26 protein-coding genes and 1 pseudogene are annotated in these 26,217 nt (G+C 62.6%); 18 read left to right on the plus strand and 9 right to left on the minus strand.

Annotated elements, in window-relative coordinates; all coding sequences use genetic code 11:
• Positions 1-114: 114 nt before the first annotated feature.
• The 4 genes from J0O65_RS14910 (at position 115) to J0O65_RS14925 (ending at position 5,296) form a co-directional block, all read left to right on the plus strand.
• Positions 115-1,041, plus strand: a complete 927-nt coding sequence (locus J0O65_RS14910) for a LysR family transcriptional regulator (protein ID WP_215407870.1) — start codon at positions 115-117, stop codon at positions 1,039-1,041.
• Between the two features lie 313 nt (positions 1,042-1,354).
• A complete protein-coding gene (locus J0O65_RS14915; protein WP_502793564.1) occupies positions 1,355-2,476 on the plus strand; it encodes a patatin-like phospholipase family protein in 1,122 nt (373 codons plus the stop codon).
• Between the two features lie 78 nt (positions 2,477-2,554).
• The gene (locus J0O65_RS14920) at positions 2,555-4,201 is read left to right on the plus strand and encodes a methyl-accepting chemotaxis protein (RefSeq protein WP_215407872.1); all 1,647 of its coding nucleotides are present in this window, start codon (positions 2,555-2,557) and stop codon (positions 4,199-4,201) included.
• Between the two features lie 126 nt (positions 4,202-4,327).
• Positions 4,328-5,296, plus strand: a complete 969-nt coding sequence (locus J0O65_RS14925; RefSeq protein WP_215407874.1) for an IS1595 family transposase — start codon at positions 4,328-4,330, stop codon at positions 5,294-5,296.
• Positions 5,297-5,978: 682 nt separating this feature from the next.
• Here the strand turns inward: J0O65_RS14925 and J0O65_RS14930 are convergent.
• From J0O65_RS14930 to J0O65_RS14940, 3 genes are all read right to left on the minus strand, one after another.
• Positions 5,979-7,220 carry a hypothetical protein gene (locus J0O65_RS14930; RefSeq protein ID WP_215407876.1) on the minus strand — a complete coding sequence of 414 codons (1,242 nt, stop codon included), beginning with the start codon at positions 7,218-7,220 and terminating at the stop codon, positions 5,979-5,981.
• Between the two features lie 376 nt (positions 7,221-7,596).
• Entirely contained in the window at positions 7,597-9,063 is a 1,467-nt protein-coding gene (locus J0O65_RS14935; RefSeq protein ID WP_215407878.1) for an aminotransferase-like domain-containing protein, read from the minus strand.
• A gap of 10 nt (positions 9,064-9,073) precedes the next feature.
• Positions 9,074-9,658: a LysE family translocator gene (locus J0O65_RS14940; protein ID WP_215407881.1), complete on the minus strand. Its 585-nt coding sequence runs from the start codon at positions 9,656-9,658 to the stop codon at positions 9,074-9,076.
• A gap of 215 nt (positions 9,659-9,873) precedes the next feature.
• On the opposite strand from J0O65_RS14940, the gene J0O65_RS14945 reads away from it, so the two are divergent.
• Positions 9,874-10,176 (plus strand): HNH endonuclease, encoded by a 303-nt coding sequence (locus J0O65_RS14945; RefSeq protein ID WP_215407883.1) that lies wholly within the window; start codon positions 9,874-9,876, stop codon positions 10,174-10,176.
• 275 nt (positions 10,177-10,451) lie between these two features.
• Here the strand turns inward: J0O65_RS14945 and J0O65_RS14950 are convergent, their stop codons facing one another.
• Positions 10,452-11,339, minus strand: a complete 888-nt coding sequence (locus tag J0O65_RS14950; protein ID WP_251373762.1) for an AraC family transcriptional regulator — start codon at positions 11,337-11,339, stop codon at positions 10,452-10,454.
• A gap of 133 nt (positions 11,340-11,472) precedes the next feature.
• Here J0O65_RS14950 and J0O65_RS14955 point away from each other — a divergent pair, with 133 nt between their 5' ends.
• From J0O65_RS14955 to J0O65_RS14975, 5 genes are read left to right on the plus strand one after another with little or no spacing between them, the layout of a single operon-like run.
• A complete protein-coding gene (locus J0O65_RS14955; RefSeq protein ID WP_215407885.1) occupies positions 11,473-12,216 on the plus strand; it encodes an SDR family NAD(P)-dependent oxidoreductase in 744 nt (247 codons plus the stop codon).
• Between the two features lie 17 nt (positions 12,217-12,233).
• Complete coding sequence (locus J0O65_RS14960) at positions 12,234-12,629, plus strand: VOC family protein (RefSeq protein ID WP_215407887.1); 396 nt, start codon at positions 12,234-12,236, stop codon at positions 12,627-12,629.
• Between the two features lies 1 nt (position 12,630).
• Positions 12,631-13,614 carry a saccharopine dehydrogenase NADP-binding domain-containing protein gene (locus tag J0O65_RS14965; protein ID WP_215407889.1) on the plus strand — a complete coding sequence of 328 codons (984 nt, stop codon included), beginning with the start codon at positions 12,631-12,633 and terminating at the stop codon, positions 13,612-13,614.
• A gap of 10 nt (positions 13,615-13,624) precedes the next feature.
• Positions 13,625-13,951 carry a nuclear transport factor 2 family protein gene (locus J0O65_RS14970; RefSeq protein ID WP_215407891.1) on the plus strand — a complete coding sequence of 109 codons (327 nt, stop codon included), beginning with the start codon at positions 13,625-13,627 and terminating at the stop codon, positions 13,949-13,951.
• A 15-nt stretch (positions 13,952-13,966) separates the two neighbouring features.
• Positions 13,967-14,515: a nuclear transport factor 2 family protein gene (locus tag J0O65_RS14975; RefSeq protein ID WP_251373763.1), complete on the plus strand. Its 549-nt coding sequence runs from the start codon at positions 13,967-13,969 to the stop codon at positions 14,513-14,515.
• A gap of 140 nt (positions 14,516-14,655) precedes the next feature.
• Here J0O65_RS14975 and J0O65_RS14980 read toward each other — a convergent pair.
• Positions 14,656-15,859: pseudogene (locus J0O65_RS14980) on the minus strand (IS66 family transposase).
• Between the two features lie 139 nt (positions 15,860-15,998).
• On the minus strand, positions 15,999-16,520 hold the full coding sequence (tnpB, locus tag J0O65_RS28255) for an IS66 family insertion sequence element accessory protein TnpB (RefSeq protein ID WP_353056201.1): 522 nt from the start codon (positions 16,518-16,520) through the stop codon (positions 15,999-16,001).
• Between the two features lie 356 nt (positions 16,521-16,876).
• Between tnpB and J0O65_RS14995 the strand changes: the two genes are divergently transcribed.
• From J0O65_RS14995 to J0O65_RS15025, 7 genes are all read left to right on the plus strand, one after another.
• Positions 16,877-17,056: a hypothetical protein gene (locus J0O65_RS14995; RefSeq protein ID WP_215407893.1), complete on the plus strand. Its 180-nt coding sequence runs from the start codon at positions 16,877-16,879 to the stop codon at positions 17,054-17,056.
• 33 nt (positions 17,057-17,089) lie between these two features.
• Positions 17,090-17,554 carry an SRPBCC family protein gene (locus tag J0O65_RS15000; RefSeq protein WP_215407895.1) on the plus strand — a complete coding sequence of 155 codons (465 nt, stop codon included), beginning with the start codon at positions 17,090-17,092 and terminating at the stop codon, positions 17,552-17,554.
• 272 nt (positions 17,555-17,826) lie between these two features.
• Complete coding sequence (locus J0O65_RS15005) at positions 17,827-18,597, plus strand: creatininase family protein (protein ID WP_215407897.1); 771 nt, start codon at positions 17,827-17,829, stop codon at positions 18,595-18,597.
• Between the two features lie 54 nt (positions 18,598-18,651).
• On the plus strand, positions 18,652-19,923 hold the full coding sequence (locus tag J0O65_RS15010; protein ID WP_215407899.1) for a YncE family protein: 1,272 nt from the start codon (positions 18,652-18,654) through the stop codon (positions 19,921-19,923).
• A 141-nt stretch (positions 19,924-20,064) separates the two neighbouring features.
• Entirely contained in the window at positions 20,065-20,436 is a 372-nt protein-coding gene (locus J0O65_RS15015; RefSeq protein ID WP_215407901.1) for a VOC family protein, read from the plus strand.
• 27 nt (positions 20,437-20,463) lie between these two features.
• On the plus strand, positions 20,464-20,799 hold the full coding sequence (locus J0O65_RS15020) for a hypothetical protein (protein WP_215407903.1): 336 nt from the start codon (positions 20,464-20,466) through the stop codon (positions 20,797-20,799).
• 280 nt (positions 20,800-21,079) lie between these two features.
• Positions 21,080-21,709 carry a phasin family protein gene (locus tag J0O65_RS15025; protein WP_215407905.1) on the plus strand — a complete coding sequence of 210 codons (630 nt, stop codon included), beginning with the start codon at positions 21,080-21,082 and terminating at the stop codon, positions 21,707-21,709.
• A gap of 106 nt (positions 21,710-21,815) precedes the next feature.
• Here J0O65_RS15025 and J0O65_RS15030 read toward each other — a convergent pair whose 3' ends face one another.
• Together J0O65_RS15030 and J0O65_RS15035 are read right to left on the minus strand one after the other, a co-directional pair.
• Complete coding sequence (locus J0O65_RS15030) at positions 21,816-22,844, minus strand: alpha/beta hydrolase (RefSeq protein WP_215407907.1); 1,029 nt, start codon at positions 22,842-22,844, stop codon at positions 21,816-21,818.
• Between the two features lie 105 nt (positions 22,845-22,949).
• A complete protein-coding gene (locus J0O65_RS15035) occupies positions 22,950-23,840 on the minus strand; it encodes a LysR family transcriptional regulator ArgP (RefSeq protein ID WP_215407909.1) in 891 nt (296 codons plus the stop codon).
• Between the two features lie 204 nt (positions 23,841-24,044).
• Here J0O65_RS15035 and J0O65_RS15040 point away from each other — a divergent pair, with 204 nt between their 5' ends.
• Complete coding sequence (locus tag J0O65_RS15040; RefSeq protein WP_152252473.1) at positions 24,045-24,650, plus strand: LysE/ArgO family amino acid transporter; 606 nt, start codon at positions 24,045-24,047, stop codon at positions 24,648-24,650.
• Here the strand turns inward: J0O65_RS15040 and J0O65_RS15045 are convergent, their stop codons facing one another.
• Positions 24,651-26,057 (minus strand): coniferyl aldehyde dehydrogenase, encoded by a 1,407-nt coding sequence (locus J0O65_RS15045; RefSeq protein WP_251373764.1) that lies wholly within the window; start codon positions 26,055-26,057, stop codon positions 24,651-24,653.
• Between the last annotated feature and the right edge of the window lie 160 nt (positions 26,058-26,217).

A 26,217-nucleotide genomic window follows, 5' to 3' on the forward strand; every position in this document is an offset into this window, starting at 1 on the left:
GGAGTGATTCCAGAAAGAGGGAATCCGATGATAATATGGACGCAATCCGTGAAAAAGTGGCTGAAAATCCACTCATAGCGGAAAAATATTCCTTAATGGAGATGACGAGGTGGCATGGATAATCTGAACGGCATTGCCGCCTTCGTGCGCGCGGCGGAAACGTGCAGTTATGTGGCGGCCGGTCGGCTGCTCGGGGTGTCCGCCTCGGCCGTCGGCAAGAGCGTGGCGCGGCTGGAAGAAAAGCTGGGCGTGCGCCTGCTTAACCGCAGCACGCGGCGCATCAGCCTGAGCAACGAGGGCGCGCTGTTCTATGAGCGTTGCCAGCGCATCCTGGCCGATCTGGGCGATGCCGAGGCGGAACTGTCGCACCTGGCCGAGGCGCCGCGCGGCAAGCTCAAGGTCAGCCTGCCCGTGATCGGCTACCGCATCATCCTGCCCTTGCTGGCCGAGTTTACGCGCCAGTATCCGGAAATCGAGCTCGACCTCGATTTCAATGACCGCCTGGTCGACGTGGTGGCCGAAGGCGTCGACGTGGCCGTGCGCAGCGGAACGCTCACCGATTCGCGGCTGATGGCGCGCGAACTGGGGCCGTTTGCCTTTGCCATCGTGGGCTCGCCCGCATATTTCGCCCGCCACGGCGTGCCGGCCACGCCGCGCGCGCTGGAAGGGCACGCCTGCGTGCGCTATAAATTCCCCACCACGGGCAAATTGCAGGAGTGGGCGCTGCAGCGCGCCGACGGCGACGGCGGCGGCGAGCTGCGCTTGCCGACGGCCTTGACCTGCAACAATATCGAAGCCTTGATCGGCGCCGCCACGCAGGGCGTGGGCCTCGCTTACCTGCCCGACTTTATCGTGCGCGACGCCATCGCGCGCGGCGAACTGCAAGCCGTGCTGTCCGAGCACTTGCTGTACGCGAGCAAGTTCTGGGTGTTGTGGCCGTCGAGCCGCCACCTGTCGCCGAAAATTCGCGTCTTTGTTGACCATTTGTGTACCCACCTGCATTTTTCCGCGTCCCCTCCCGGCCCTGCGCCATTCCCTTGATGCCCCTGGCCGCCGCGCCGGCGGCTGGTTGGGGAATATTCCTACCCCAAAGCGATTATTCCTAACGCCACCGGATTTATATTTGCTGCGCCGCACCACGGCATGCCGCATGGCATCAGCTTATGCCCTTCCTGAATACCGGTCATGCGTTATGGAAATTGCCATAAGGAATTTATTTATGTTAATTTCATATCTGTTTCTGCAACATTGCATCGGCTGGCCGCTTGCGGGGACATGTGCAGGATTAGGCGCCATAAGCGTGTAGTAACCAACAATTAAGGGATGGTAGTCCCGTTCCGTTCAGGGAGTGTGCATGAAGACAGTGATGACGACGCCGCCGAATCCGGCGCCAGCCGCGACCGTGAAACCTGCCCGCAAGACGGGTTTGCTGCTGGGTGGCGGCGCACCCAATTCCACCTTGATCGCGGGCGCCCTGGCCGCTTTCCTTGACGAGGGCATCGAGTTCGACGTCATTTCCGCCTCCGGCGCCGGTGTGCTGATGGGCTTGCTTTACACGACGCCGCACGAAGCCACGCCGCGCCAGGCGCTGCAAAGCTGGGCCGACACGGGCGTGGCCGACAGCATCTACAAGATGATTCCGATCAACTACAAGGTGTTCCAGAAGCCGGGCATGCATGCGAGCACCTTCCGCGACGCTTTCCAGCCGCCGGCCAACAATCCCTTTTTTCAGGCCTTCCAGCAAACGTTTGCGGGCGTGCCCACGGCCTGGTCGGACTGGGGCAAATTGATGGTGTCGTCGCTGTCGCCATCGGACCTGTCGGCGAAAAGCCTGGGCCTGTGCGCGCACTTGCCCTTCCTGGAAAAGGCCGTGGATTTCTCGGGCGTGGCCAGCATGCGTCCCGCTTTCTACATCAACGCCTACAACCTCAGCGCGCACCGCATGCAAATCTGGGGCAAGCACGAGATCGAACCCATCCACGTGCGCGCCGCGTTGTCGTTCCCGTTTCTGTATGCGCCCACCACCATCGCCGGCGACGATTACATCGAAGGCGCGGCGCTCGACACGCTCAATTTCGACCCGTTTATCGAAGGCAAGGGCGAACACCATGACGCCGACACCCTGGTCATCCTCGACATCTTGGGCGACGAGCGGCTGCTGCGCAAGCCGCGCAACCTGTACGACGCCTGGGTGCGCTCCATCATCACGCCGCTGGTGAAAATCTCCAAGAGCGAGCTGCGCCTGTTCGAACTCGAGCACAACACGGATGCGCGCACTGGCCAGCCCAAGCGGCGCTTGCTCAAGCTCGACCTGATGGGCGGCATCCCGGAGCAGCACTGGCCCGACACCCTGGACTGGTCCAGCTCGAACATGCAGCTGCTGTTCGACGTGGGCCACAAGGCGGGCCTGGCGTTTTGCCGCCAGCATGGCGACTTGCTGCGCCGCGCGCCTGATGCTTCCCCGCTGGCGGCCTAGCAACCGATCCCCGGCCACCCGATCGGCAGCTATTTATCCTGCCTGGCCTTGCCAGGCCACTTTTTACTGTGAAACACCATGAACATCACCAAGCAACTCATTCTGACCCTGACCATTGCCTTGCTGGCCCTGCTATTGCTGGGCGCCGGCGGCGCCATCCAGCTGCAGCGCGCGCAGCAGCGCTTTGACACCGTGCAAAACCGCATCATTCCCAGCATCCAGGGCTTGAATGCGGCCAAGGGTTTCCTGGCCGACTCGCGCCTGGCCGGCTATCGCCTGTCCGTGTTCTCGAATCTGGCCGACAAGACGGCGCTGGACAAGGCCGTCGCCGATGCCAACACGAATTTCGACAAGGTCATCGCCACCTACCGCGCCGAGCGCCTGTACGACGCGACGGACAGCAAGATGCTCGACGCCGACCAGGCCGCCATGGAAGCCTATCGCCGCGCGCTGGCGCCGTTCTTCGCCGCCGCCTACGCGGGCGACATGGATGGCGTGCGCGCCACCTTGCTGGCCGGCACGCCATTGGCCATCACTGCCGCCGCCGCGAAAAAGAGCATGGATGACCATATCGCCTACAACAACAAGCTGGTCGACGACGTGAAGGCGGAAAGCCTGGCCGCCTACGACACGGCCTTCAACACCATGCTGGCCGTGCTGGGCGTGGCCGTGCTGCTGACGGGCGCGCTGGCCTGGCACATCTACCGCACCATCAGCGGCGGCCTGGGCAATATCGAACACACCCTGGAACGCGTCAGCGCCTCGCTGGACCTGTCCGCCGCCATGCCCGTCGAGCGCATGGATGAAGTGGGCCGCACGGCCACGGCCTTCAACAAGTTCCTGGAGCGCATCGTCGGCGTGATCGCCACCGTGCGCGCCTCGGCCGATACGGTCAGCGTGGCGGCCGCGCAGATTTCCGCCGGCAACGCGGACTTGTCCGTGCGCACCGAGCAGCAGGCCTCGTCGCTGGAAGAAACGGCGTCCAGCCTGGAAGAGCTGACCTCGGCCGTGCGCCAGAATACGGACAATGCGCGTCAGGCGAACTCGCTGGCCGTGTCCGCCTCGGACGTGGCCCGCAAGGGCGGCGCCGTGGTGGCGCAAGTGGTGGGTACGATGGGTTCGATCAATGAATCGGCGAAGAAGATCGCCGACATCATCGGCGTGATCGACGGCATTGCCTTCCAAACCAATATTCTGGCGCTGAACGCGGCCGTGGAAGCGGCGCGCGCGGGCGAGCAGGGCCGTGGCTTCGCCGTGGTGGCCACGGAAGTGCGCAACCTGGCGCAGCGTTCGGCCGCGGCCGCCAAGGAAATCAAGGGCTTGATCGAGGATTCCGTCGACAAGGTGAACACGGGCAGCGCGCTGGTCGACCAGGCGGGCGCGACGATGGAAGAAATCGTCGCCAGCATCCGACGCGTGACGGACATCATGGGCGACATCGCCAACGCCAGCCATGAGCAAAGCGCCGGCATCGAACAGGTGAACCAGGCCATTTCGCAGATGGACCAGGTCACCCAGCAAAACGCGGCCCTCGTGGAAGAGGCGGCCGCCGCCGCCTCCTCGCTGCAAGACCGTGCCGTCGAGCTGGTCGACGTGGTGGCCGTATTCCGCCTGCGCGGCGACGCCCAGGCAAAATCGCTGAAAGTGGCGGGCGGCTTGGCGGCGCCGGCAGCGGCTTCAGCCAGCCGGCGTCTGACGCTGCCAGGCCGCAGCGCCCGCGGTTAGACGTGGTAAATGCCCCGGTACGCCGGGGTTTTTCTTGGCTCTGTCCTCGTAAAATAGGGGAAATGCCGGAATCTTCGCGCGGTTGAGTTGTCTGACTCTGCATACCCACCACACAGGGAGCAGATCATGCAGCCAGCCGAATGGATCCGTTTTATCGCCCAGTTTGCTCGCCTGAACCGACGCCAGCGGCAAGCAGGCATGGCCCTGCTGCGTGGCAACGCGCCAGACGACGCGACCGTCGCGTTGCTGGAAAGCGTGGCGCAGCCGCGCTTGGCCTGTCCCGCCTGCCGTTCGCCTCACCTGCATCGGCATGGCCATGCGCACGGCCTGCAGCGCTACCGCTGCGTGCCTTGCGGGCGCACCTTCAATGCCTTGACGGGCACGCCGCTGGCCCGCCTGCGCCATAAATCGCTGTGGATCGCGTATGCCGCTTGCCTGCTTGATTCCACCTCGGTGCGCCAGGCCGCTCAGCAGCTGGGACTGCACCGCAACACCACGTTTCGCTGGCGCCACCGATTTCTCAGCGTCGCGAAGACGGACCGGCCGCATGGCCTGCATGGCATCGCCGAGGCCGACGCGTTATACGTGCTGGAATCGGAAAAGGGGGTCAGGCAGATGACGCGTCCGGCCCGCCGCCGGGGCGGTCATGCCTTTAAACGCGGTATATCGAATGAGCAAGTCTGCATCCTGGTGGCGCGCGACCGCACGGGCCAGACCCTCGATTTCGTCACGGGCAAAGGGCAACTGACGAAGGCGCAACTGCACCACTGTTTGCTGCCTGTCATCGACCACGATATCCTGCTGGTCACGGATGGCCATGCCGCCTACCGGGCGTTTGCGCGGGAAGCGGGCCTCAGTCATCAGGCCGTCAACTTGCGCGCCGGCATCCGTGTGCAGGGCGCCGCGCACGTGCAGAACGTCAATGCGTATCACAGCCGCCTGCGCGAATGGTTAAGGCCGTTTCACGGCGTGGCGACGCGCTATCTGCCGAATTACCTGGGATGGCGCTGGATACTCGACGCCGGGCGCATCCGTTCACCAGAAACGTTATTGAAAGCAACGCTGGGAACATTTCCACATTTAATGGTGACATAGCCTTTTTCTTTGGTGAGGGGGCGTTCCAATGGGGGGGGGACGTTGAGTTCTGCACTTGTGGTAAGTGTCAGTAAGGTTGGCCGGGCTGGCAGGGGGGGGCATGCAGGAAGTGCAGCCCGGTTCCGCCGCAGTCAGGTGTCAGCCTGACTTTCGGCGCGTGAGTCCGCAGCCGAATCCAGCCAATCGCCCACGAACTATATCGGGTCTAAGTCCTTGGGAAATTGGCCGGCGCGCTGCCATTGCTCTTGATCGAGGTCTTCCCTCAAGTGACGCAGATGCCAAGCCCGGTTCAAGTGCGCAAACACATGGCCGAGGTCAATGCGAAGATTTACCTCATCGTAGTCAGCCCTGCTACTCATCTCCGATATGAGCGTAGTCAAGTGTTCTTGCGCATCTTCAAGCTCGTACATCAGTGTGGCCCATGCTGCCGGAGCGTTATCTTTACTAATCATAGGACAACCTTAAACTACACTTCAATAACGTCGTGAACTTCCGCTTCCGGCCGAACCCGGCCGACGGCGCTCAGGATCGCGGTTTGCCCATTTGTAAACACATTAATTTTCACTCTGGGCTGGCGCCGCCCTGAAGCGAAAGGGCGGCGTTTCCGTGCACGCGTGGCCGTTTCCCAGCGGGGAACCAGTTTAATTGAAAAATTACAATTATTAAAAGACCCTTCACCCTTCTACGGTGTCACGAGCTGCGCAGAAGCGCTGCCTTCCGGGATCATCAGGGCAAAGTCGTAGCCGTTGATCAGGTTGAACATTTCAATGTCACCCCCCGCCAGTTTGCGCGAGCCTGGCCGCAGTGACCGCAGATCAAATAGAGACCAACTGCCGTCGGTGGCGCTTGCACTGGCCAGCAGTTTGAAGGCCGAGCCGCCAAGTTCGATTTGTGCCGGCTGATATGGCTTGCCCGCTCCCGCGAATCTCAGGTGCGTACCCTTCGCCGCCAGCACGATCAGGTGCAGCGAGGTGTGGCCCTGGCCTTCGGCGCGTTCAGCCAGAAAGTTGCCAATGTCACGATTGTTGAGTGGATTAATACCCTTGTATGCGTGATTTGCGCCGACCTTGACCACCAGCTTTCGCTCTTGCACGCCGAGCCGGGTTTCCAGGGTCCGCTTTAGCAGCGTCAAACGTAAGCGGTTGGACAGGTCGCGATCGCCGGGCACTTGCGAGGCACTTTTCTGATAGATGGCGCGGGTGGCCAGCAAGGCATCGAGCAGCCCTAGCGCGGTTTGCTCTTTGGGGCCGGCAAGTAGCGGGCGCAACGAAGTCAGGTCCTCGGTTGAGGCCGACAGTATGAAGTACTCGAAGGGATTGCCGGTGGCTGCCGCCTTTTGAGCCGCGACAGCTTCCATTTGACGCAAGGCTTCCAGCTTCGCGCGGGCGGCCGGATTAACCGGCTGGGCCAGCATCTGGGTGATCAGGTATTTGGCCGCACCCACGAATTCCTGATCGATGCCCCACTGCTCGAAGCGCGGTCCTGCGGCCAGGGCAAAGCCGGCGAGCATCTCGGCTTCCTGGCGCATGGTGTAGAAAGCAACGGAGTCCGGATAGGTGGCGTTGAATCTGGCGATGGCAGCAACCGCGTCGGCACCCTTGAGTAGCCCTTCGAGCGCGCTCGTCACGGCTGGACCATTTTCAGTTACCAAGGTCGTGAAGCCGGCAGGGGGCAAGGCATTGAAGTAGGCGGAGGAGAACTGGGCGATCTCGGCGACCCCGTGAGCCTCGCCGAGGAGGACGTACTGCGCCTGGCGCGAAGCCTGCAGCAGCAGTTCCGCACCGGGTCCCGATAACGTGCCTTTGTCAACGGTGATGGCGAGCCGGCTAGCCGTGAGTTTTTCATGGACGGCGGTATCGGCGACGGCCGAATCGGCAAAGCCGAGCGTCAGGGTGGCGGCAAGGAAGGCGAGACGGAAGAACATAGTAGTGTGGGCCGGTCAGGGCGGTCAGTGAATGAGTCAACAGGTTGAACGGTCGCTAGGAACGTCGGCTTTTGGCCGCACTCGGCCATAAAAGCAAGGATACCACTTTGCCAAAATGAAAAGTTTACAGATTCGCACATCACCATTTTCATGCCGCCGTGACGACGGCGGCGCATGGTAGCGCTCCAGCCATCGACAGCACGCCGCGTGTCAACGCCGTCTGCCGTGCAGAGTATGCTGCTCGAGTCAGCGTAATGGTGACGAAAACCAGGCAAGCGGTTCGGTTCGAGCTGAGCGCCGGCACGAGGCGAAGCCCGGGAGGCTGGATCTCAGCGGCGTCTCTGCGCCTGCAAAGGAGGGGGCGCGCAGACTATGCTCAGGACTTGCCCTCGATGCTGACGGCGCCGCTGGCGCGGGCCAGGCTTGTGCGGGCGCCCGCCACCGCGCGCAGGCGCTCGTCAAGGTAGGCGCTCACGCGGGGATGCTGGCTGAAGGCGACGTTGAAGCGGATGTGCTGGTTTGGCGTGTCGTTGGCCGAGAACGCGGCGCCGCGCATCATCAGGATCTTGTTGCGGTAGGCGTCCTGCACCAGCAAGTCCACGTCCAGCCCTTCGGGCATGCTGCCCCACAGGAAAATGCCTGCGTCGCCGGGCTGCTCGAACAGCACGCCGGCCGCGCTCAGTTGCCGCGTGCTGGCGTTGCGCGCCACCATGATCTTGCGTTGCAGCCGCTCCAGGTGCTTGCGCAGGTTGCCGGCCTTGAGCACTTCCAGCAGCACGTATTCGTTCAGCGCAGGCAAGGTCATGATGGCGTGGATCTTGGTGCGCATCAGCAGCTTGAGCAGGGCGGGCGCCGCGGCCAGGTAGCCCATGCGCAGGGCCGGGCTCAGCGCCTTGCACAGGCTGGAGTAATAGATCACGCCGTCCAGTCCGGACAGCGATGCCAGCCGCGTGCTGTGGCCCGGCTGGAAATGGCCGTGCACGTCGTCCTCGGCGATCAGGAAGCCATGCTGCTGCGCCATGATCAGCACCTTGTGCAGGTTGGCGGCGCTGCTGCTCCAGCCGGTGGGATTGTGCAAAGCCGTCTGCACGAACAGCAGGCGCGGACGGTGCGCGCGGCAGGCGGCTTCCAGTTCATCCAGGTCGAGCCCATCCGGGCGGCGCTGGATGGGCACCAGGCGCACGCCGTCCTGGCGCAGCCTGCCGAACATCAGGAAGTAGCCGGGGTCTTCCACCAGCACCGTATCGCCGGGCTGCAGGAACGTGCGGCAGATCAGATCGATTGCATGGGTGCCGCCGAATGTGGTGAGGATGTGGCTGGCGTCGGCAGCGATGCCGATGCCGCGCATCAGCAGCGCGATCTGCTCGCGCAGTTCGGCCAGCCCTTGCGGCGGACAGCGCGAGGCCATGCCGGCCGCGCTGCGCGCCAGGCCGCGTTGCACGGCGGCCGCCGGCAGCGCGTCCTGCAGCCAGGTGGGCGGCAAGGCGCCGCTGCTGGCCAATATCACGCCCGGCCGCTGGTCGTTCACTTGCTGACTCAGCCACACTGGTTCCTGCTCCTGGCCCGCTTCCAGCGCCACCTCGTCGGGAATGGCGCGGCTGGCGTCAGTTGGCGCGCAGACGAAGAAGCCCGCCGTGCCGTGCGTATCGATGACGCCTGCGGCCACCAGCCTGTCATACGCCACCACTACGGTGTTGGTGCTGACCGCAAGCTGCGTGGCGAGCTGGCGGATCGACGGCAGCCTGGCCCCGCCAGGCAGGACGCGTTGCGCGATCTGCTGGCGCAATGCGGCCTCGATCTGCTTGAACAGGGCGATGGGGGAGGAGCGGTCGATGGCGAACATGGGTGGCAGTCTAACGTAAAAACATCACGGCGAGGACCAGCAGGATGGCCCCCATCGTCAGATTGAATATGCGCTGGTTGCGGGGCGCTTTCAGCACGCTGCGGATCGAGACGCCGAACAGCGCCCACATGGCGTTGCACGGCATGCCCACCACGGTGCCGATCACGGACACCAGCAGTGCGCTGGCGAGCATGTTGCCCTGCGCAGGCATGAAGACCGACGCCATGGTGATCGCCTTGAGCCAGCTCTTGGGGTTCAGCGCCTGAAACAGCGCCGCCTGCGCCATCGACACGGCCTTTGGCGCGCTGTTTCCCGCCACCGACGCGCCGGCAAGCTTCCAGGCCAAAAACATCAGGTACAGCGCGCCCGCGATGCGCAGCACCTGCTGCGCCATCGGGTACGCGACGAACACGCTGCCCAGCCCCACGCACATGAGCACGGTTTGCACGAAGATGCCGAGCTGGATGCCGAGGATCACGGGCAGCGCACCGCGATAGCCGAAATTGGCGCCGGTGGTGGCCAGCATGACGTTGTTCGGCCCGGGCGTGGCGGACATCACAAAGCAATAGCTCATCAGGGGCAGGAGTTCGGTCATGGTATGCGGTCGCAGCGTGGAGAAGGCCCCAGTCTAGAGGCGCGGCACGGCAGGAACAAGGCACAAGACGCCGCGTACAAGCACACGCTGTATCAGTCGAACGACTGCTACAGCGGCGATAGTGCAGGCGGCCGGGGCCAGCGTCTATGTTGGCATGATGCCGCCAGGGGGTGAATGTTATAGTGGCGGGAATGTACTTACTGAAAGAAACTGCCATGAAAAACGACGCAACCGCCCGCCCGCCAGCCAACCAGGCACCTGCCCGGCTCAGCAAAGGGGACTTCGTCACCGCCCTGCGCAAGCTGCTGCAAGAAGAAGGAAAGGCCGGCAAGTCCAGCGTGGACGTACGCGCCGCGAACCTGCACACCGACGTTGGCGTTTATCCGTCGCGCGGCCACTCGATGCCGACCTGTTGCACGGTGATGTATGAAGAGATGCTGCCGGGTGACGAGATACTGCTGACCCCACCCGGCGGCAAGGGAGCTACGCTGCTGATACGGTATAAATTCCCGCGCTGATCATCGCGGTCTTGAAGACAGTCGATAAACTGGCGGACGTGTCGACGCGGCAGTAGCAGCGAACCGATTGCCAGGTAAATCATGTTCTTTGATATGTCAATGCGCTGCGCGCAATCACGCACCAAGCGTCAGTAACGGAGTAAGCGTCAGCCCAGCACCGTATTGATCCGACCTTCAAATTGCTTGATGTCCAAGCAACCGCTTGGTGAGAGCAATTACGAACCAGCATCTGATAGACGAAGATTGCCAACCGACCACGGTGGTTGGCTCGATTGCTAACGCCCCCGAAGCTCTCGGGTGGCTTTGGCAAGGTCTTTAGAAGGTGGCAGGCCGAACAAGCGAGCATATTCCCGGCTGAACTGATTAGGGCTCTCGTAGCCGACACTGAACGCAATCGAAGTCGCGCTGCCTTGGCCGGAGATGAGTTGTGAGCGCGCATGTAACAAACGTAGACGTTTTTGATATTGTAACGGGCTCAATGCCGTCACCGCTTTAAAATGGCGATGGAATGCCGAAACGCTGAACGCCGCCATCTCAGCGAGTGCCTCCACCTTTATCTGTTCGGTAAAGTTACGACGTATCCAGTTGATTGCAACACCAATGCGTGAAAGTGCCGTGTCTGGCGACGCAATGTCTCGCAGCATCCAACCGAGAGGCCCCTGAAGCACTCGAAACAGGATCTCACGCTCATAGACGGGAGCGAGCACTGCTATCTCGTCCGGCCGTTCCATTAGTCGCAGCATACGGATCCAAGCGTCGAGCAGCTCCCCATTGACCGGCGCAACCGAGAATCCTGAACCTAACAGCGTACTACATACCCGAACCGGCAAGTCACGGATAAGCGCGGCGACGATAGCGGGATCAAGCGTCAAGCTCACAGCCAGATACGCTTCGCCTGTCGCGGCAGGATGTACAGCCCCAACGGCAGGGAGATCCACTGACATCACAAAGTAGGTGGCCGGATCATAATGAAAAGTGCGGTCGCCAATCGTCATCGTTTTCGATCCCGTCAGTATCAAGTTGACCATTGGATCGTAGACGGCAGCGAGCAGATGCTCCGGAATCTCGCCCTGCACCATGGCGACACGTGGGATGCCGGTTTCGGTGCGGCGATTCTCAGCCCCTGCGGCCAGTGCTCTCAATTCTTGCATTTGCTGTTCCATGTTGAAACCCTAACAGGGGCCATCCCCGGATGCAATGGGAAAGCAGAAATAGGCAAGTTTTGAGGAGGATCGGGTGAGTCCGTTGCTGGCGGCAGTCTTACCATGGATCTCACTCATCTACTGGAGGAACCGAATGAAGATCGTCATCGTGACGGGCAGCAGCCGTGGTATCGGCGCCTGCACTGCACTGGAATGCGCCAAGCGCGGCATGGGCGTGGTCGTCACTTACAACAGCAATCCGGAAAAGGCGGAAGCGGTCGTGCAAGCCATCACCGGGACGGGCGGAAAGGCGGTTGCGCTGAAGCTGGACGTTGGCAACAGCCAATCGTTCGCCGATTTCCGCCAGGCGTTGTCTGGCCAGCTGGCCGCCGTCTGGGACCGAAGCAGCTTCGACTTCCTTGTCAACAACGCCGGCCACGGGCTATATGCGCCGATCGCTGACGTCACCGAGGCGCAGTTCGACGGTCTGTTCAACATCCACCTCAAGGGGCCGTTTTTCCTGACTCAGGCGCTGCTGCCGCTCATCGAGGACGGCGGCCACGTGGTCAACGTCACCAGCGCAACGAGCCGGGTGGCTACGGCGGGCGTGGCGCCGTATGCCGCTTTCAAGGGTGGTCTGGAGGTGCTTACGCGCTACATGGCCAAGGAATTTGGCGCGCGCCGCATTCGGGCCAACTCGATCGCGCCGGGTGCGATCCGCACTGAGCTGGGCGGCGGACTGACACCGGAGTTCGAGGCTATGCTGGCGGACCAGACGGCGCTCGGCCGGGTCGGTGAGCCGGACGAAGTGGGCGGCGTTATCGCCAGCTTGCTGTCCAATGAGAACCGCTGGATCAATGCTCAGAACATCGAAGTCGCGGGCGGCTACATCATCTGAATCAAGGAGAACGCATCATGCTCGATCACGTTTTTATCTGCGTCGGCGATATCGCTCGCTCGATTGCCTTTTACGAAAAAGCACTGGCGCCGCTGGGCATTGCCCATGCGCTTGACTACGACGGCCGCCAAGGCCCGGCAGGCCACCCGGACCTGAAGGGTTTCGGCGCCAATGGCCGCGTGTTCTTCTGGCTGCGCGAAGGGACGGTGGATGGCCGCGCCGCCCATGTGGGCTTCGTCGCCGATAGCCTGCGCATGGTCGACGCGGCCTTTGCCGCGGCGATGGCCGCCGGCGCCACCGAAATCCATCCGCCCGGACCGCAGTTGCATTATGACCCACGCTATTACGCCGCGCAGGTGCGCGACCCGGATGGCTACAGCCTGGAATTCGTTTACAAGGAATGGCAGCACTGATATGAAGAAATTAATGACTTATGGCGCGACCGGCTACACCGGCCGCATGGCGGCGCAGTACGCCGCAGCGGCAGAAACGCCGCTTATCCTTGCTGGACGTAATGAGGCGACGCTCGTTTCGATGTCCACGATGCTCGGCCTGGAGTACCGCGTCTTCGCACTCGAAGACACCGCAGTGCTTGATTCATCACTCGGCGATGTCGGTGTCCTCCTCAATTGCGCAGGTCCGTTCGCAAGGACTGCCAATGTCCTGATGAAAGCCTGTATTCGCCAAGGCGTGCACTATCTTGACGTCGCCGCAGAACTTGACAGCTATCGTCTGGCCGAAGTGCTCGACGGCGAGGCTACAGCCGCAGGTGTGATGCTACTGCCGGGCAGTGGCGGCAGCGTGGCCATGCTCGGCTGCCTTGCCGGACACGCCGTCGCAAAGGCAAACAATCCATCGAGCATTCAAGTGGCCATGCATGTATCAGGTGGTTTGTCGCGAGGCTCGGCCGTCAGCGCCATGGGCAGCGTCACCGCCGAGACGTTTGCGCGCCACGGCGGAGGGCTGGTTGTGCGGCCGCACGGAACGGTCCGAAAACTCGACTTTGGCAAGGGGGCCGTGGATTGCTTTCAGGTCACCCTTCCCGATCTGATTACGATCTGGAAATCAACTGGCATTCCTGACATTGAAACGTTCGTCCACGTTACCGGTGACGGATTCCCTCAAGGTGATCTCTCGGCACTGCCGGATGGGCCGAGTGAGCAGGAACGGTTGGCCCATCGTTATCAGGCCGTCGCCAAGGTCACCAGTTCAGATGGCAGTGTTGTCCGCTCGGTGCTCGACACAGTCAACGGCTACACGTTCACCGCGACTGCCGCCGCCGAGGCAGGACGGCGCGTTCTCGGCGGCGAGCACCGTTCTGGTTTTCAGACCCCTGCCATGCTTTTCGGCAATGGTTTTGCCGAGACCATCGCCGACACCACGATCGTCGATGCTTGAGGAGCACTTCATGGAAAAGCTGGTTGATCAATTTATACGACTCGCCAATGCCTTTGACGTCGAGGGAACGTTGGCTCTCTTCACATCCGATGCGGTCATCGAAGACGTTTCGGTCGGCAATGTTTTCGTCGGCATCGAAGGTATTCGTCGCTACCTCGAACAATTCTTCGTTGCTTATAACACCGCGAGCAAGCTGATGTCGCTAGAGCAAACGCACAACCTGGTAGCGCTTGCTCGCGTTGACTTCACCGGCACCTTTGGCCACGAGATTGGGTCGCTCCGGATCCAGGCCAACACGGCAGGACTGATCGAACGCATCGACGCCGATCTCGAATAACCATTAGAGAAAACAATGATTGGCACCTCCAAGGGTGCCGATGCCGGGACTGGCTGCATTTCGCAAGCCGCCGGTTCAGCAAAGGAATTACTTATGACCATGTCCCCATCACTTGCCAACGAGCTCGCAGACCGGCTTGCGGTAGTCGATACCCTGTACCGGTTCGCCGCTGGCATCGACCTTAGAGACAAGAACCTGCTATCGTCCGCACTGGCAGAAAATGCCATATCTGACTTTCGCCCAGCTGCCGCCAAGGCCGGGTTTGAATATCCGGTGATTGAGGGGAGAGACTATATCGTTGCTGCCCTCACCGCCTCTCTCGCGACGTTGGATACGACTCACTCCGTGACCAACCCACGTGTCACCATCGACGGCGACACCGCGCGGCTGGATGTGCTCGTAGAGGCTCAGCATGTCCCGCGGCAAGATCCGACTCGCCACTATCTGATGAAGAACCGCTACGATGTTGCGCTAAAAAGAAGCGACAACATATGGGTCATCACGAGGACCACGGTCGACAACGTCTGGCGTTCTGGGGATCCGGCGGTCCTTTCCGTCGTATAAGCGTCGGACGACAACCAGGGTTTGCCAGGTTGTAACAAGCTGCCTAGTTCCTTGTTCGTCAGCGTAAAGCCAGCGCCGTCTTGAGTCCGGCAATGCATGAGAAGATGATGGCATCACACCGCTGGGAGGCGGCGTGTTGTTTAGGCCGAAGGGAGCTGCGTGGCGCAGTGCCAGGGCAGGAAGTCGTCGACCCGGTTGACCGGATGATCGGCGATGTGCATGAACACATGGCGCAGCCAGGCATCAGGGGCAACACCGTTGAGCTTGGCCGTGCCAATCAGCGAGTAGATGGCGGCGCCCCGTTCGCCGCCGTTGTCGCAGTAGCGCAGCAGCGCCGGCCACAGATTGAGCGCGTACTGGATCGCCGCCGCCGTGTCCGACTTGCGCGACAGCTTTTCAAGCGTGGCGCGCAGCCAGCCGCCGAAGTCGTCGAGCAATGGCCGTGATCGTTGCTGGCTTACCTGCTGTCGTTCGTGCGGCGGCTTGCCGCGTATCTCGGCCTCGATCACACCCAGCTCGGCAATCCGGCGTAGCGCCGCAGTCGTGATGGCCGATGGTCTGGCTGCATGCAGGTCGTGGAACTTGCGGCGCGCATACGACCGGCATGCCGCTTCTTGTAGGGTGTCGTCGGCGTGCAGCTTGGTGCCTGCCAGCACATGGCGCCGGATCGCGTCCACCAGCGGGCGCAACAAGGCGTTAGCGGCGCCGACCCAGTTCGCCAGCAGTGCCCGTTCCAGCTCGACACCTTCGCGGGCATAGATCACCGACTGCCGGTACAGCGGGAGATGGTCGGCAAACTTGACCACCAGGATATGGGCCAGCAGCCCGGGCGCGGCGATGCTGCGCGCAATCGGTCGGCTTGACGCAGGCGCCTGCACGATGGTATCGCAGCACTTGCAGGCCCGTTTCGGACGCACATGGCGGATCACACGGAAGCTGCCGGGTATCCATTCGAGTTGTTCGGCAACGTCCTCGCCCAAGGGCCGCAGGCAAGGCAAGCTTCGCTTGGCGGCGTATAAATTTTCTCGTCTCGCGGCAAGTGATCCGGCAAGGGGCGACGCACCGACTGCTTGCGCGCCACCTCGCCCTCGTCAGCCTGCAGGTCTTCCAGCTGCAATTCCAATTGTTCGATCTGGTGGTCGAGATTTTCCTACTTGCGGCCGCACTGCATGCGCCGCAATTTGGCGATCTGCAGCTTGAGGTGTTCGATCTCGACGGCGCGCGTGTTGAGTTGCTCGGTCAGACCGGCCAGCTGTTCATCGCGCTCCAGCAGCAGCGCTCGCTGGTCAGCAGCAAGGCATTCAGGGCATCGATGTCGTTGGGCAGGTCGGCGAGATTGAGCATGCGGCAAGTTTAGGCGCGGTTATTCACGTTTACAAAGCCGACGTGGGCTTCCAGGTGCGTTCCGGACGCCACCAGTCGATGCCTTCGAGCAGCATCGACAGCTGTGCCTGTGGGATAGCGACACCGTACCGCTGGCGGCCTATGACCAGACGAAACGACCATGTTCAAGCCGCTCGGGCAGCAAACACAGCCCATCGCCGCTCCACCACAGCACTTTGAGCATGTCGCCGCGCCGACCACGGAACACGAACACATGACCGCTGAACGGGTCTGCGTCCAGGGCCGTTTGCACCCTGGCCGCCAGGCCGTTGAAACCGGCGCCCATGTCGGTTACGCAGGCGGCCAGCCAGACGCGCGTGCCCGCCGGCAGGTCGATCATGCTGCTTGGCTCCGCTGCGCGTGGTGACGGCAGCCGTGTCGTAGCAGGCTTGATTAGCACGGGCAGCAGCGCCGGCGCGATCGGCTCGCACAAACCGGCCCGCAACTCGCGTCGCCACTTGAACAGCATATTGGCGTTGATGTTGTGCTGCTGCGCCAGCTTCGACACCGAGATACCAGGTGCGCAAGCCTCGATGGCGAGACGCCGCTTGAAGTCCGCCGGATAGTTGGGGCGGCCTTTGCGGTTGCCTGCCGTTTTATCTGCATCTCCGGTGATTCCCATCAAAAAAGTGACGGGAGCCACTTTGGCGTATGTGGTCTTTTAAAGATAGACGGCGATGGGAAGACGCTTACGGCAGTTATGGGCCATCGAACGTACTAATAGAAGCATTCGTTTTCTCCAAACACCACTACGACTTGTTGATTTCCCGGCAAACGCGCACGGCATCAAGCCAAACGATATCCGTGCAGTGATGCTTCAACTCCTGAACCCTCCAATGTGTTGCGTTCATAATCCCTCAAAATCCGATAGTCTCACGGTCATGATGAGCGGCGGGTAAGGCTCTCACCATGCTCCGGCTTTTTTTTGCGGCAAATAAATATAAGCAGAATCTGATTCTATTTACAGGATAAAAAACGGTGTATCCTGCAATCGCGGAAGGTATATGTTTTATCGAGGCAAAGGAAAAACAGTTGTCGTTGCTCCTGTCGGAAAGCGATCCTTTGACTGTCGCCATTGTCATGGATAGCCGCATGATGCATGTCATGCCGCTGACCACCATCCAGGCACTGCAGGGTGCCGGATGGCAGATCCAGTGACTTTCCTCAAAATGATAGGGAGATCCCCAATTGATGCAAATCAAAGAAAGCATCCACATCGCAGTCCCGCCCATGGTCGTCGACCAGATTTGGAGCGAGGTCGACCGATGGCATCTGTGGGATCCGGATACGCAGCACGCCCGGCTCAACGGGCCGTTCGCGGTGGGGACGCATGGCAGGATCGTTCCCGGCAAGGGGATGGGGATTGCGCTGCTGGTCACCGAGCGTACCGCCGGCCGCTCGTTCACCGTCGAGGGCTACATCCCCCTGTTCCGCATCCATTTCGAGCACACGGTGGTGGCCGCGGAGGGCGGATCGGAAGTCATGCACCGCGTGTGGTTCACCGGTGCGCTTGCCTTGCTGTTCGGGCCAGGCGTTGCCAAACAACTTAGGGAAGGGCTGCCCAGGACGATGCGCTCGCTCAAGGCCTATGCCGAGAAACGCCGAGAAACGCTCCATGATGGCGAGGCGGGCGGGGTTGCCGCGACCACCGCCTGATAGATAGTTTCCCCTCGTCAATTCCTTGCACAGCACTGCAGCAAATTAACGTGCCCTTCCCGTCATGATGGAATACAATTCCTGCGTGGCAGCCAGCTTGCCTGGCGAGGCCGGGCACGGCGCCTTTGATCTCGGAAAGATGTTGGCTTATGACTCTGCAGTTCCCTCAGCGAACGGCGCCTGGCGCGCCATCCACGCTTCGCCTTTCACGCAAGCCCCCCGTTTCCCTGTTCGTCCTGACGTTGTCGTGTCTGCTGGTCGCGGCGCCCGTCATGGCTGCCGCGCCTGCCAGCGGCAGCGTCATGCTGGAAGAGCTGACCAGCACGGAGTTGCGTAGCCGCATAGACCATGGCGCCACCACCGTGCTGGTGCCGATTGGCGGCGTCGAGCAGAGCGGGCCGTATATCGCGCTGGGCAAGCACAATGTGCGGGCCGGGCTGCTGGCGCGCCAGATTGCGCAAAAGCTCGGCAACACCATCGTCGCCCCCGTCGTTTCCTACGTGCCGGAAGGCAGTATTTCGCCGCCGGCCGGCCACATGCGCTTTGCCGGCACGATCTCGATACCGCCGGCCGCCTTCGAAGCCGTGCTGGAAGGGGCGGCCGCCAGCCTGCGCCAGCATGGTTTCCGCAACATCATTTTTATCGGCGACCATGGCGGCTATCAAAAAAACGAGCAGAACGTCGCCAACAAGCTCAACCGCGCCTGGGGCAAGGCATCCGCCGCCAAGGATGCGCGCGCGTATGCCTTGCTCGATTACTATGACATCACGCAATCGGCCTATATTGCCGAACTGCAAAAGCGCGGCCACAGCAGCGCCGAGATCGGCCTGCACGCCGGCTTGGCGGACGCGGCGCTGATGCTGGCGACGGACCCGTCGCTGGTGCGCAGCGAGGCCATGGCGCATGGGCCGAAGCCGGGCGTGGCGGACGGCGTGCGCGGCGACGCCACGCGTGCCACGGCTGAACTGGGGCAGATCGGCATCAAGCTGCAGGTGGACACCTCGGTGGCCGCCATCAAGCAACTGCTGCAACGTCATCAATAATTCCGCTGGAAGTGCTGAACTTCCGGCTTTTGCAACGAAACGACGCGAAATCACATGAAAAAATCTCAACGACGCACCATCGTCACCTTGTCCGCCCTGGCTGCCGCACTGGCAGGCCTGGGCGTGGCCAGCCAGGTCATCGGCGCCAGCACGCCGGCACCTGCCGCCGCTGCTCCGGCTGCCGCGTATTCTCCGCTGCCGGGCATGCCGCCGCTGGTCGATCCGAAAAACGTGTATGGCAGCATCGCCAGCAGCAATATGAGTCCCGTCGTCAAGGATCACTTGCGCCGGGTCTACGTGCCCAACCTGCGCTCGAACGATGTGTATGTGATCGACCAGGACAGCCTGAAAGTGGTGGACAAGTTCAAGGTCGGCAGCGGCCCGCAGCACGTCGTGCCGTCGTGGGACTTGCGCACCCTGTGGGTGGCGAACAATGCCGAGCGCACGGACAAGGGCAGCCTGACGCCGGTCGACCCCTTGACGGGCAAGCCGGGCAAGGAAGTGCCCGTCGATGACCCGTACAATATGTATTTCACGCCGGACGGCAAGTCGGCCATCGTCGTGGCCGAAGCGCGCCACCGCCTCGATTTCCGCGATCCGAAGACTATGGCCGTGCAGTATTCGATCGACACGCCCCAGTGCGGCGGCATCAACCATGCGGATTTCTCGAATGACGGCCGCTACGCCATGTTCACCTGCGAGTTCGACGGCACCATCGCCAAGATCGACCTGGTGGGCCGCAAGGTCGACGGCTACCTGAAATTGCAGATGCCGGCCAAGCGTTTTGCCGAGTCCGGCCCCGTGGGCGGCCCGGCGAATGAAATCTGCAGCGTCAAGAAGGGCATGCCGCAAGACATACGCATCTCGCCGGACGGCAAGAAATTCTATATCGCCGACATGGACGCGGACGGCGTGCACATCGTCGATGGCGCCACCCTGAAGGAAATCGGCTTCATCCAGACGGGTGTGGGCGCGCACGGCCTGTACCCGAGCCGCGATGGCAAGAAACTGTACGTGGCCAACCGCGGCACGCACCGCATCCACGGCAAGCCGAAGGGCAAGGGCAGCGTCAGCGTGATCGACTTCGCCACCGAAAAAGTCGTGTCGAACTGGCCGATTCCGGGCGGCGGCAGCCCCGACATGGGCAATGTGAGCGCCGATGGCAAGTACCTGTGGCTGTCGGGACGTTTCGACGACGTGGTGTATCGCATCGATACGAACAGCGGCGACGTCTCCAAGGTGAAGGTCGGCCAGGAACCGCACGGCCTGACCGTGTGGCCGCAGCCGGGCCGCTATTCGCTGGGGCACACGGGCAATCTGCGCTAGGCGAGGCAGGCGCAAGGCAATGGCCGTGGGCTCACTGCGCGTGCGAGATCCGTCCGCGCAGGACCTGCCGCCCTATTTGCCTAAAAAGCAATGTTGATGCATACTGCGCTTCCTGTCCCCTTACCTGCAAGGAGCGCCACCATGACTCTTGATCACATCGGTTTGAATGTCAGCGATGCCCAGGCCAGCAAGGCCTTCTTTTCCGCCGCCCTGGCGCCTCTGGGCGTGTCGGTGGTGATGGAAGCGCAGGGCTGGGTCGGGATGGGCAAGGATGGCAAGCCCGATTTCTGGTTCGGCGTGGGCGGCGCGCCGCATGCCGGCATGCATCTCGCCTTCGCGGCGGACAACCGCGCCCAGGTGGATGCGTTTTACCGGGCCGCGCTGGCGGCGGGCGGCAAGGATAACGGCGCCCCCGGCATCCGCGCCATGTATCACCCGCATTACTACGGCGCCTTCGTGCTGGGGCCGGACGGTCACAATGTCGAAGCCGTCTGCCACCATCCCGAGCCCTGACACCGTTCCTTACCCAAAGAGAGCAGCATGAAGCACAGCGCCACCCTGTTTGCCGACGACGCCGGCCGCTATGCCTACGTGAAAGCGGGTTTTTCCTGGCCGGCCCTGTTGCTGGGCTCGTTCTGGGCCGTCGCCAAGCGCCGCTGGTGGCTGTTGCTGCTCATGCTGGCGATGGATGTCTGCCTGTGGTTCGGCAGCCATCTGGCCACCGAACTGCGCATCGGCCCGATGATGCTGCTGATGGCCGGCGCGGAACTCAGTTACCTGCTGGCGCGCGGCTGGTATGGCAACCGCTGGCTGGAAGCGTCGCTGCGCAGCCATGGCTATAAGCCCGTCGTGCCGGGCACGGGCGGTGCTGGCTGAGCATGCCTGGCACAGATTTTCCTCCCCGTCACTGACGTTTGCCAAGGGCAAGCCGTCCAGCCAAAACTTTCTGCGCAGCCTAGCGCACCTTTGATCCAGATCATGCCTCACCTGCGGTGCTCACGTAGCCTTGGGACTCGCGTTGCAAAGCATCTTCCCACCAATCGGATATGTTTTTTCGCGTTTCGTGGCGTAGCCCGGCCATCTGCCTCACCGTTCGACAGCCGGTGGTGTCGCCATCTGTTTGTGTCCACCCAACCGCTATTTAATGAGGAACTCCATGTATCCATATTCCCGTAGTGTTACCCCCGCCGCCAAAAACCACCTGGAAGCGCAGCTGGCTTTCTTCAATGGCCTGTCGAAGTCCTTGTTTCAGTCGGTGCAGCATTTCAGTGACCTGAACATGCAGCTGGCGCAAGGTTTGCTGGAAGAAACCACGGTCACCGGCCAGAACCTGCTGACGGTCGAGCGCGTAGAAGACGTGTTCCAGGTGGCTGCCGCCTCGGGCCAGCCAGCCGCCGAGCAATTGCGCAAGTACCAGCAACAGCTGTCGCGCCTGGCGGCCGATACGCAGGTCGAACTGGCGAACGTGGCAGAACGGCATGTGAATGAAACGAGCCGCACCGCCAAGGCCCTGGCCGAAGAAGTGGCCCGCACGGCTTCGGAAGAAACGGAGAAAAACGTGCGCAAGCAGCAGGAAGCCATGCAGCGCATGGCCGAACCATTCCAGGCCTATCAGCAAAATGGCGCCAGCCGCGAGCAGCAACGCCGTGACGGTCAAAGCCTGCAAAGCAGCAGCCACCAGGGCAGCCAGCAGTCGTCCGGCAGCGAAAGCATGTCCGCCGGCAGCGCATCGCAAGCGGGCTCCGCACAAAGCAAAAGCAGCAGCAGCGCCAGCCGTAAAGAGTAAGCACGAGGCTGCTTGCGGCTGAGCCGCATCGCGAGGACCGAGCCTTGAGATGTGGCTTGCCGGCACGCAGTATCGTGCGTATTGGTTCAGGCAGAGCGCCCGCCCTTCAGGGGGCGGGCGTTTTGTCGTAGACGTGCAGCGCAGGGGCCGGCGTGGCCGCGCCAGGTGAGCGCGATGGCATGGCCATGCTTGCCGGCACGGCCGTCTCGGACAAGGCCGTGGACAAGGTCGCGGACAAGACCGCGTCATCGCTCCCGCTCCCGCTGTTGGCATCGATGAAAGCGCTGATGGCGTCGAGGGTGGGTGCCAGCCTGCGCAAGGGCGCGGACAGCGTGGCGACCAGGGTGGCGTGGCCCACGTGGTCGAAATAGGTTTCCGTCACGGGACGGTGCAGCGCGCGCAAGGCCTTGGCCAGGCCCCCCGTGTTGCGTTGCGGATCGACCAGCTTATCCTGTCCGGGCAGGGGCGCGATCAGCAGGGCGGGCGGGGCGTCTGCCGTCACGTGATGGATGGGCTGCGAAGCGGCGGGCGTGTCCGGATAAAAGAACACGGGCCGGGTGGTGGTGTTTTCGATGGGCAAAAAGTCGTAGGGGCCGGCCAGGCCCATCCAGCCCCGCAAGTCGTGCGGGTGCATGCCGTGGCGCGCCAGCAGGCTGGCGTCGAGCGCCACCATCGCCGCATTGTAGGCGCCGGCGCTATGGCCCATGACGAACAGACGCGCGGGGTCGCCGCCATGGCGGCTGGACTCCATCGCGGCCCAGGCTACGGCGCGGGCCGCATCCTGCAAGATCTCCGGATAGTGCACGTCCGGATACAGCCGGTAGTCGGCGATCACGGCCAGGTAGCCGCGCGCCGCGAGCGCGTGGCCAACGAAGGCATAGTCGGCGCGCTCGCCCGTCGTCCAGTTGCCGCCATAAAAGAACACCACCACGGGCACGGGCCCCGTGCGGGTCTTGGGGGCGTAGACATCGAGTTTCTGGCGTGGCAGGGGGCCGTAGGGCAGGTCGCGCGTCACTTGCGAGGCGCCGCCGGACGACAGGGCATTGATGGCCATCAAGGGAGAGCAGGCGGCCAGGCCGGCAGCGAGCGGGATGGCCGCCAGCAAACCGAGCATGGTGGTGCGCAGGATCGTCATGCCAGCTCCTGATTCATGTGGATGATGCTTGCAGTGTAGGCCAGGCAGGGCCGGGCGCGCACGGGGAAGTTGCAGTCTGGCATAGATAAATGTTGCATGCGTCAATCAATCCTGTAACAGCCATTTGCGCGCCGTGGCGATGACGGCGTCTGACAGGGTGCGCGTGAGGGGCGTCTGGATATCCCAGGCATGCCAGGTCAGGGGCACGTCGAGCGCCTGGCCGGCCGCCACGTCGACCAGCCTGCCGGCGGCCAGCGCCGTTTCCGCCTGCAGCAGGGGCACCATGCCATAAGCATAGCCAGCTTCGATGAAGCGCACGAAGTCGCGCGCGGAACCGAGCACATGGTGCGGATAGCGGCCCGTGTAGCCGAGCCGGTGCTGCAGATAGCGCTCGTGCAGCGCATCCTTGCTGCCGAAGGTGATGGCGGGCGCCTGGCTGACGGCTTCCACCGTAAATCCATGGGGAAACCATTGCTGCGCGAACGCGGGCGAGGCCACGCACAGGTAGCGCATGCCGCCCAGCGGCGTGGCCGTGGTGCCGGCCACCAGGTCGTTGGCGCTGGTGACGCAGGCAAACACGCGCCCTTCGCGCAGCTGGCTCAGGGTGTGGTCCTGGTCGTCGAGGCGGATATCGAGCAGGCACGACGGTGGCGAAAGCAGCGGCCCCAGCGCTTCCGGAATCCAGGTGGCGGCGCTGTCGGCGTTGACGGCGATGGCCAGTTCCGGCAATTGCGTGGCGGGACCAGGCTGGGCGTCGAGCGCCGCTTCGAGCAGCTTGACTTGCCGGTAGTGGGCGATCAGGCGCTGACCCGCTTCCGTGGGCAGGGGCGGGTGGCTGCGGATGATCAGCAGGGTGCCTTCCAGGTTTTCCAGGGTGCGGATGCGCTGCGACACGGCCGGCTGGCTGATGGCCAGCGCCTGCGCGGCCTTTTCAAAGCTGCCCAGGCCGATCACGGCGTCGAGGGCGGCCAATCCACGGTAATCGACGACGCGCATAAGAATCTCTTATATATGGTTAGAATCATTCATTATACTTATATTTACTTTTTCTTTACACTGTTGAAATAGGGTAACAACTCCACTCTCCCGCGCGGTCCTCCTGGTTCCGCACCACCCTCAACCTACCTCTGATGACTTTGCCGTTGCCGGCAGAGCGTGGGCGGCCGTGCGCGTGATGGAAAGCAATAGAAAGGAATCGATATGGACAGCGCAATTTTCTTGAAAGGCATGGGGCTCGGAGCGAGCCTGATCGTGGCCATCGGCACGCAGAACGCCTTCTTGCTCAAGCAGGGCTTGAAGCGCCATTATGTGCTCACCTGCATCCTGGTGTGTCTGTTGTGCGATGCCATTTTGATCACGGCCGGCGTGGCCGGCATGGGCACCTTCATTGCCGACAATCCTGATTTCCTGCTGTGGGCCAAGGCCGGCGGCGCCACGTTCCTCATCGCATACGGCTTGCGCGCCGCCAAGTCGGCCTGGCGTCCTACGGCCCTGACGGTGTCGGCCGCCAAGGCGCCCGAAGGTTACTGGGCCGTCATCGGCGCGGCGTTGGCGTTCAGCCTGCTGAACCCGCACGCCTTCCTCGACACCGTCATCCTGCTCGGTTCGATCGGCGGCCAGCATGAAGGCGTGGGACGCTTCTACTTCGCCGGCGGCGCCATCATGGCGTCGGCCCTGTGGTTCTTCCTGCTGGGCTTTGGCGCCCGCTACCTGGCGCCCGTGTTTGCCAAGCCCATGGCCTGGCGCGTGCTCGACGGCATCATCGCCCTCGTCATGTGGGCCATCGCCGCCTCGCTGTTCCTGTAATCAGCGGGTCAGGAAGGCCAGCACGCGGCTGGCCAGCTTGCCATACGGCGGACGCAGCAGTGTCAAGGCGCTGTAACGGGCCTGGTAAAACACGGGCCGCAGCTTGCTGAAGGTATGAAAACCTTCGACGCCGTGGTAGTGGCCCATGCCGGATTCGCCCACGCCGCCGAAGGGCAGGTCGTGCTGGCCCACGTGAAACAGGGCGTCATTGACGGACACGCCGCCCGACATCACGCGCTCGATCAGCATTTGCACGGTCTTGGCCTCGTTGCTGAAGGGATAGATGGCCAGCGGGCGCGGTCCCGCGTTGATGCTGTCGATCACGGTGTTCAGGTTCGCATAGCCGCGCAGCGGCAGGATGGGACCGAAGATTTCCCGCGTCAGCAGCAGGCTGTCCGCGGGCGCGTCGAGTACGATATGCGGCGCGATCTTGCGCGTGGCGCGGTCGTAAGCGGGCCCCGGCAGCAGCGAAATCACTTGCGCGCCCGCCGCGCGCGCCTCGTCGAGCGCCTGCAGCAGCCGTTCAAAGGCGGCCTCGTCGATGATGGAGGTGTAGTCGGGCGTATCCAGCTGCGGGTAGCGCGTGGGCATGATCTGGCGCGCATGGTCGACGAAGGCGGCGATGCCCGCTTCGGGCAGCCAGGCGTGGTCGACGCTGGTGCAGATCTGCCCTGCGTTCAGGCACTTGACGAACAGGATGCGCTCGGCTGCCGTGCGCACGTCGAAATCGGCGCAGACGATGGCCGGCGCCTTGCCGCCCAGCTCCAGGGTGACGGGGCACAGATTGCGCGCGGCGGCCGCCATGACGGCGCGGCCCGTCTGGCCGGACCCCGTAAACAGCAGGTGGTCGAACGGCAGTTGTGAAAACGCCATGCCCACGCCGCCCGTCTCGTCGAAAAACCGCAGCTTTTCCGGTGGAAAGTAGGCGGGCATGGTGTCGATCAGCAGCCGTGCCAGATGGCGCGAATTTTCGCTCATCTTGACCATGGCGCGGTTGCCGGCGGCGAAGATGTAGGTCAAGGGCACCAGGCTCAGGTTGACGGGGAAATTCCACGGGACGATCACGCCCACCACGCCCAGCGGCTGCGGCAGCACGCGGTTGCGGGCGCCAGGGAAGCTGCGCCAGTCCACGCCGCGGCGCTGCGGCCGCATCCATTTTTTCAAGTGTTTTAATACATGGGCTATGCCATTGATGGCGGGGAATATCTCCGCCAGCAAGGTTTCGTGCCGGGAACGGTTGCCGTAGTCGGCGCTGATCGCTTCGCATAGCGCTTCCTTGTGGTCGCGGATGAAACGCTGCAAGGTGTGCAGGTCGCGCTTGCGCTCGGCCAGGGTCGGCACGGGGTGGGCCAGATGGACGGCGCGCTGCAAGCGCAGGGCGGCAGCGAGTTCTGTGCTTAATTGCATGTTTTCTGCGACATCAGGCATTGTTTTCCTTGGCCGGCCCGGCAATGTGCGCGCCGTTCCGGCACACTATAGTGAAGTATGTGAACATGCGCCGCCAGCATGCCGACGGCGCCGCGCGATACGCCGTAAAATATCCGGCAACTTTACCTTACGCTACCCA

The sequence above is a fragment of the Janthinobacterium sp. JC611 genome, from assembly GCF_018682595.1.
Lineage (GTDB): Bacteria > Pseudomonadota > Gammaproteobacteria > Burkholderiales > Burkholderiaceae_D > Janthinobacterium.

Bases quoted from the DNA above. Each gene is read 5' to 3' on its own strand.
- J0O65_RS14910 (WP_215407870.1), top strand. From the start codon at position 115: ATGGATAATCTGAACGGCATTGCCGCCTTCGTGCGCGCGGCGGAAACG.
- J0O65_RS14915 (WP_502793564.1), top strand. From the start codon at position 1,355: ATGAAGACAGTGATGACGACGCCGCCGAATCCGGCGCCAGCCGCGACC.
- J0O65_RS14920 (WP_215407872.1), top strand. From the start codon at position 2,555: ATGAACATCACCAAGCAACTCATTCTGACCCTGACCATTGCCTTGCTG.
- J0O65_RS14925 (WP_215407874.1), top strand. From the start codon at position 4,328: ATGCAGCCAGCCGAATGGATCCGTTTTATCGCCCAGTTTGCTCGCCTG.
- J0O65_RS14930 (WP_215407876.1), bottom strand. From the start codon at position 7,220: ATGTTCTTCCGTCTCGCCTTCCTTGCCGCCACCCTGACGCTCGGCTTT.
- J0O65_RS14935 (WP_215407878.1), bottom strand. From the start codon at position 9,063: ATGTTCGCCATCGACCGCTCCTCCCCCATCGCCCTGTTCAAGCAGATC.
- J0O65_RS14940 (WP_215407881.1), bottom strand. From the start codon at position 9,658: ATGACCGAACTCCTGCCCCTGATGAGCTATTGCTTTGTGATGTCCGCC.
- J0O65_RS14945 (WP_215407883.1), top strand. From the start codon at position 9,874: ATGAAAAACGACGCAACCGCCCGCCCGCCAGCCAACCAGGCACCTGCC.
- J0O65_RS14950 (WP_251373762.1), bottom strand. From the start codon at position 11,339: ATGGAACAGCAAATGCAAGAATTGAGAGCACTGGCCGCAGGGGCTGAG.
- J0O65_RS14955 (WP_215407885.1), top strand. From the start codon at position 11,473: ATGAAGATCGTCATCGTGACGGGCAGCAGCCGTGGTATCGGCGCCTGC.
- J0O65_RS14960 (WP_215407887.1), top strand. From the start codon at position 12,234: ATGCTCGATCACGTTTTTATCTGCGTCGGCGATATCGCTCGCTCGATT.
- J0O65_RS14965 (WP_215407889.1), top strand. From the start codon at position 12,631: ATGAAGAAATTAATGACTTATGGCGCGACCGGCTACACCGGCCGCATG.
- J0O65_RS14970 (WP_215407891.1), top strand. From the start codon at position 13,625: ATGGAAAAGCTGGTTGATCAATTTATACGACTCGCCAATGCCTTTGAC.
- J0O65_RS14975 (WP_251373763.1), top strand. From the start codon at position 13,967: ATGATTGGCACCTCCAAGGGTGCCGATGCCGGGACTGGCTGCATTTCG.
- tnpB (WP_353056201.1), bottom strand. From the start codon at position 16,520: ATGGGAATCACCGGAGATGCAGATAAAACGGCAGGCAACCGCAAAGGC.
- J0O65_RS15000 (WP_215407895.1), top strand. From the start codon at position 17,090: ATGCAAATCAAAGAAAGCATCCACATCGCAGTCCCGCCCATGGTCGTC.
- J0O65_RS15005 (WP_215407897.1), top strand. From the start codon at position 17,827: ATGGCTGCCGCGCCTGCCAGCGGCAGCGTCATGCTGGAAGAGCTGACC.
- J0O65_RS15010 (WP_215407899.1), top strand. From the start codon at position 18,652: ATGAAAAAATCTCAACGACGCACCATCGTCACCTTGTCCGCCCTGGCT.
- J0O65_RS15015 (WP_215407901.1), top strand. From the start codon at position 20,065: ATGACTCTTGATCACATCGGTTTGAATGTCAGCGATGCCCAGGCCAGC.
- J0O65_RS15020 (WP_215407903.1), top strand. From the start codon at position 20,464: ATGAAGCACAGCGCCACCCTGTTTGCCGACGACGCCGGCCGCTATGCC.
- J0O65_RS15025 (WP_215407905.1), top strand. From the start codon at position 21,080: ATGTATCCATATTCCCGTAGTGTTACCCCCGCCGCCAAAAACCACCTG.
- J0O65_RS15030 (WP_215407907.1), bottom strand. From the start codon at position 22,844: ATGACGATCCTGCGCACCACCATGCTCGGTTTGCTGGCGGCCATCCCG.
- J0O65_RS15035 (WP_215407909.1), bottom strand. From the start codon at position 23,840: ATGCGCGTCGTCGATTACCGTGGATTGGCCGCCCTCGACGCCGTGATC.
- J0O65_RS15040 (WP_152252473.1), top strand. From the start codon at position 24,045: ATGGACAGCGCAATTTTCTTGAAAGGCATGGGGCTCGGAGCGAGCCTG.
- J0O65_RS15045 (WP_251373764.1), bottom strand. From the start codon at position 26,057: ATGCAATTAAGCACAGAACTCGCTGCCGCCCTGCGCTTGCAGCGCGCC.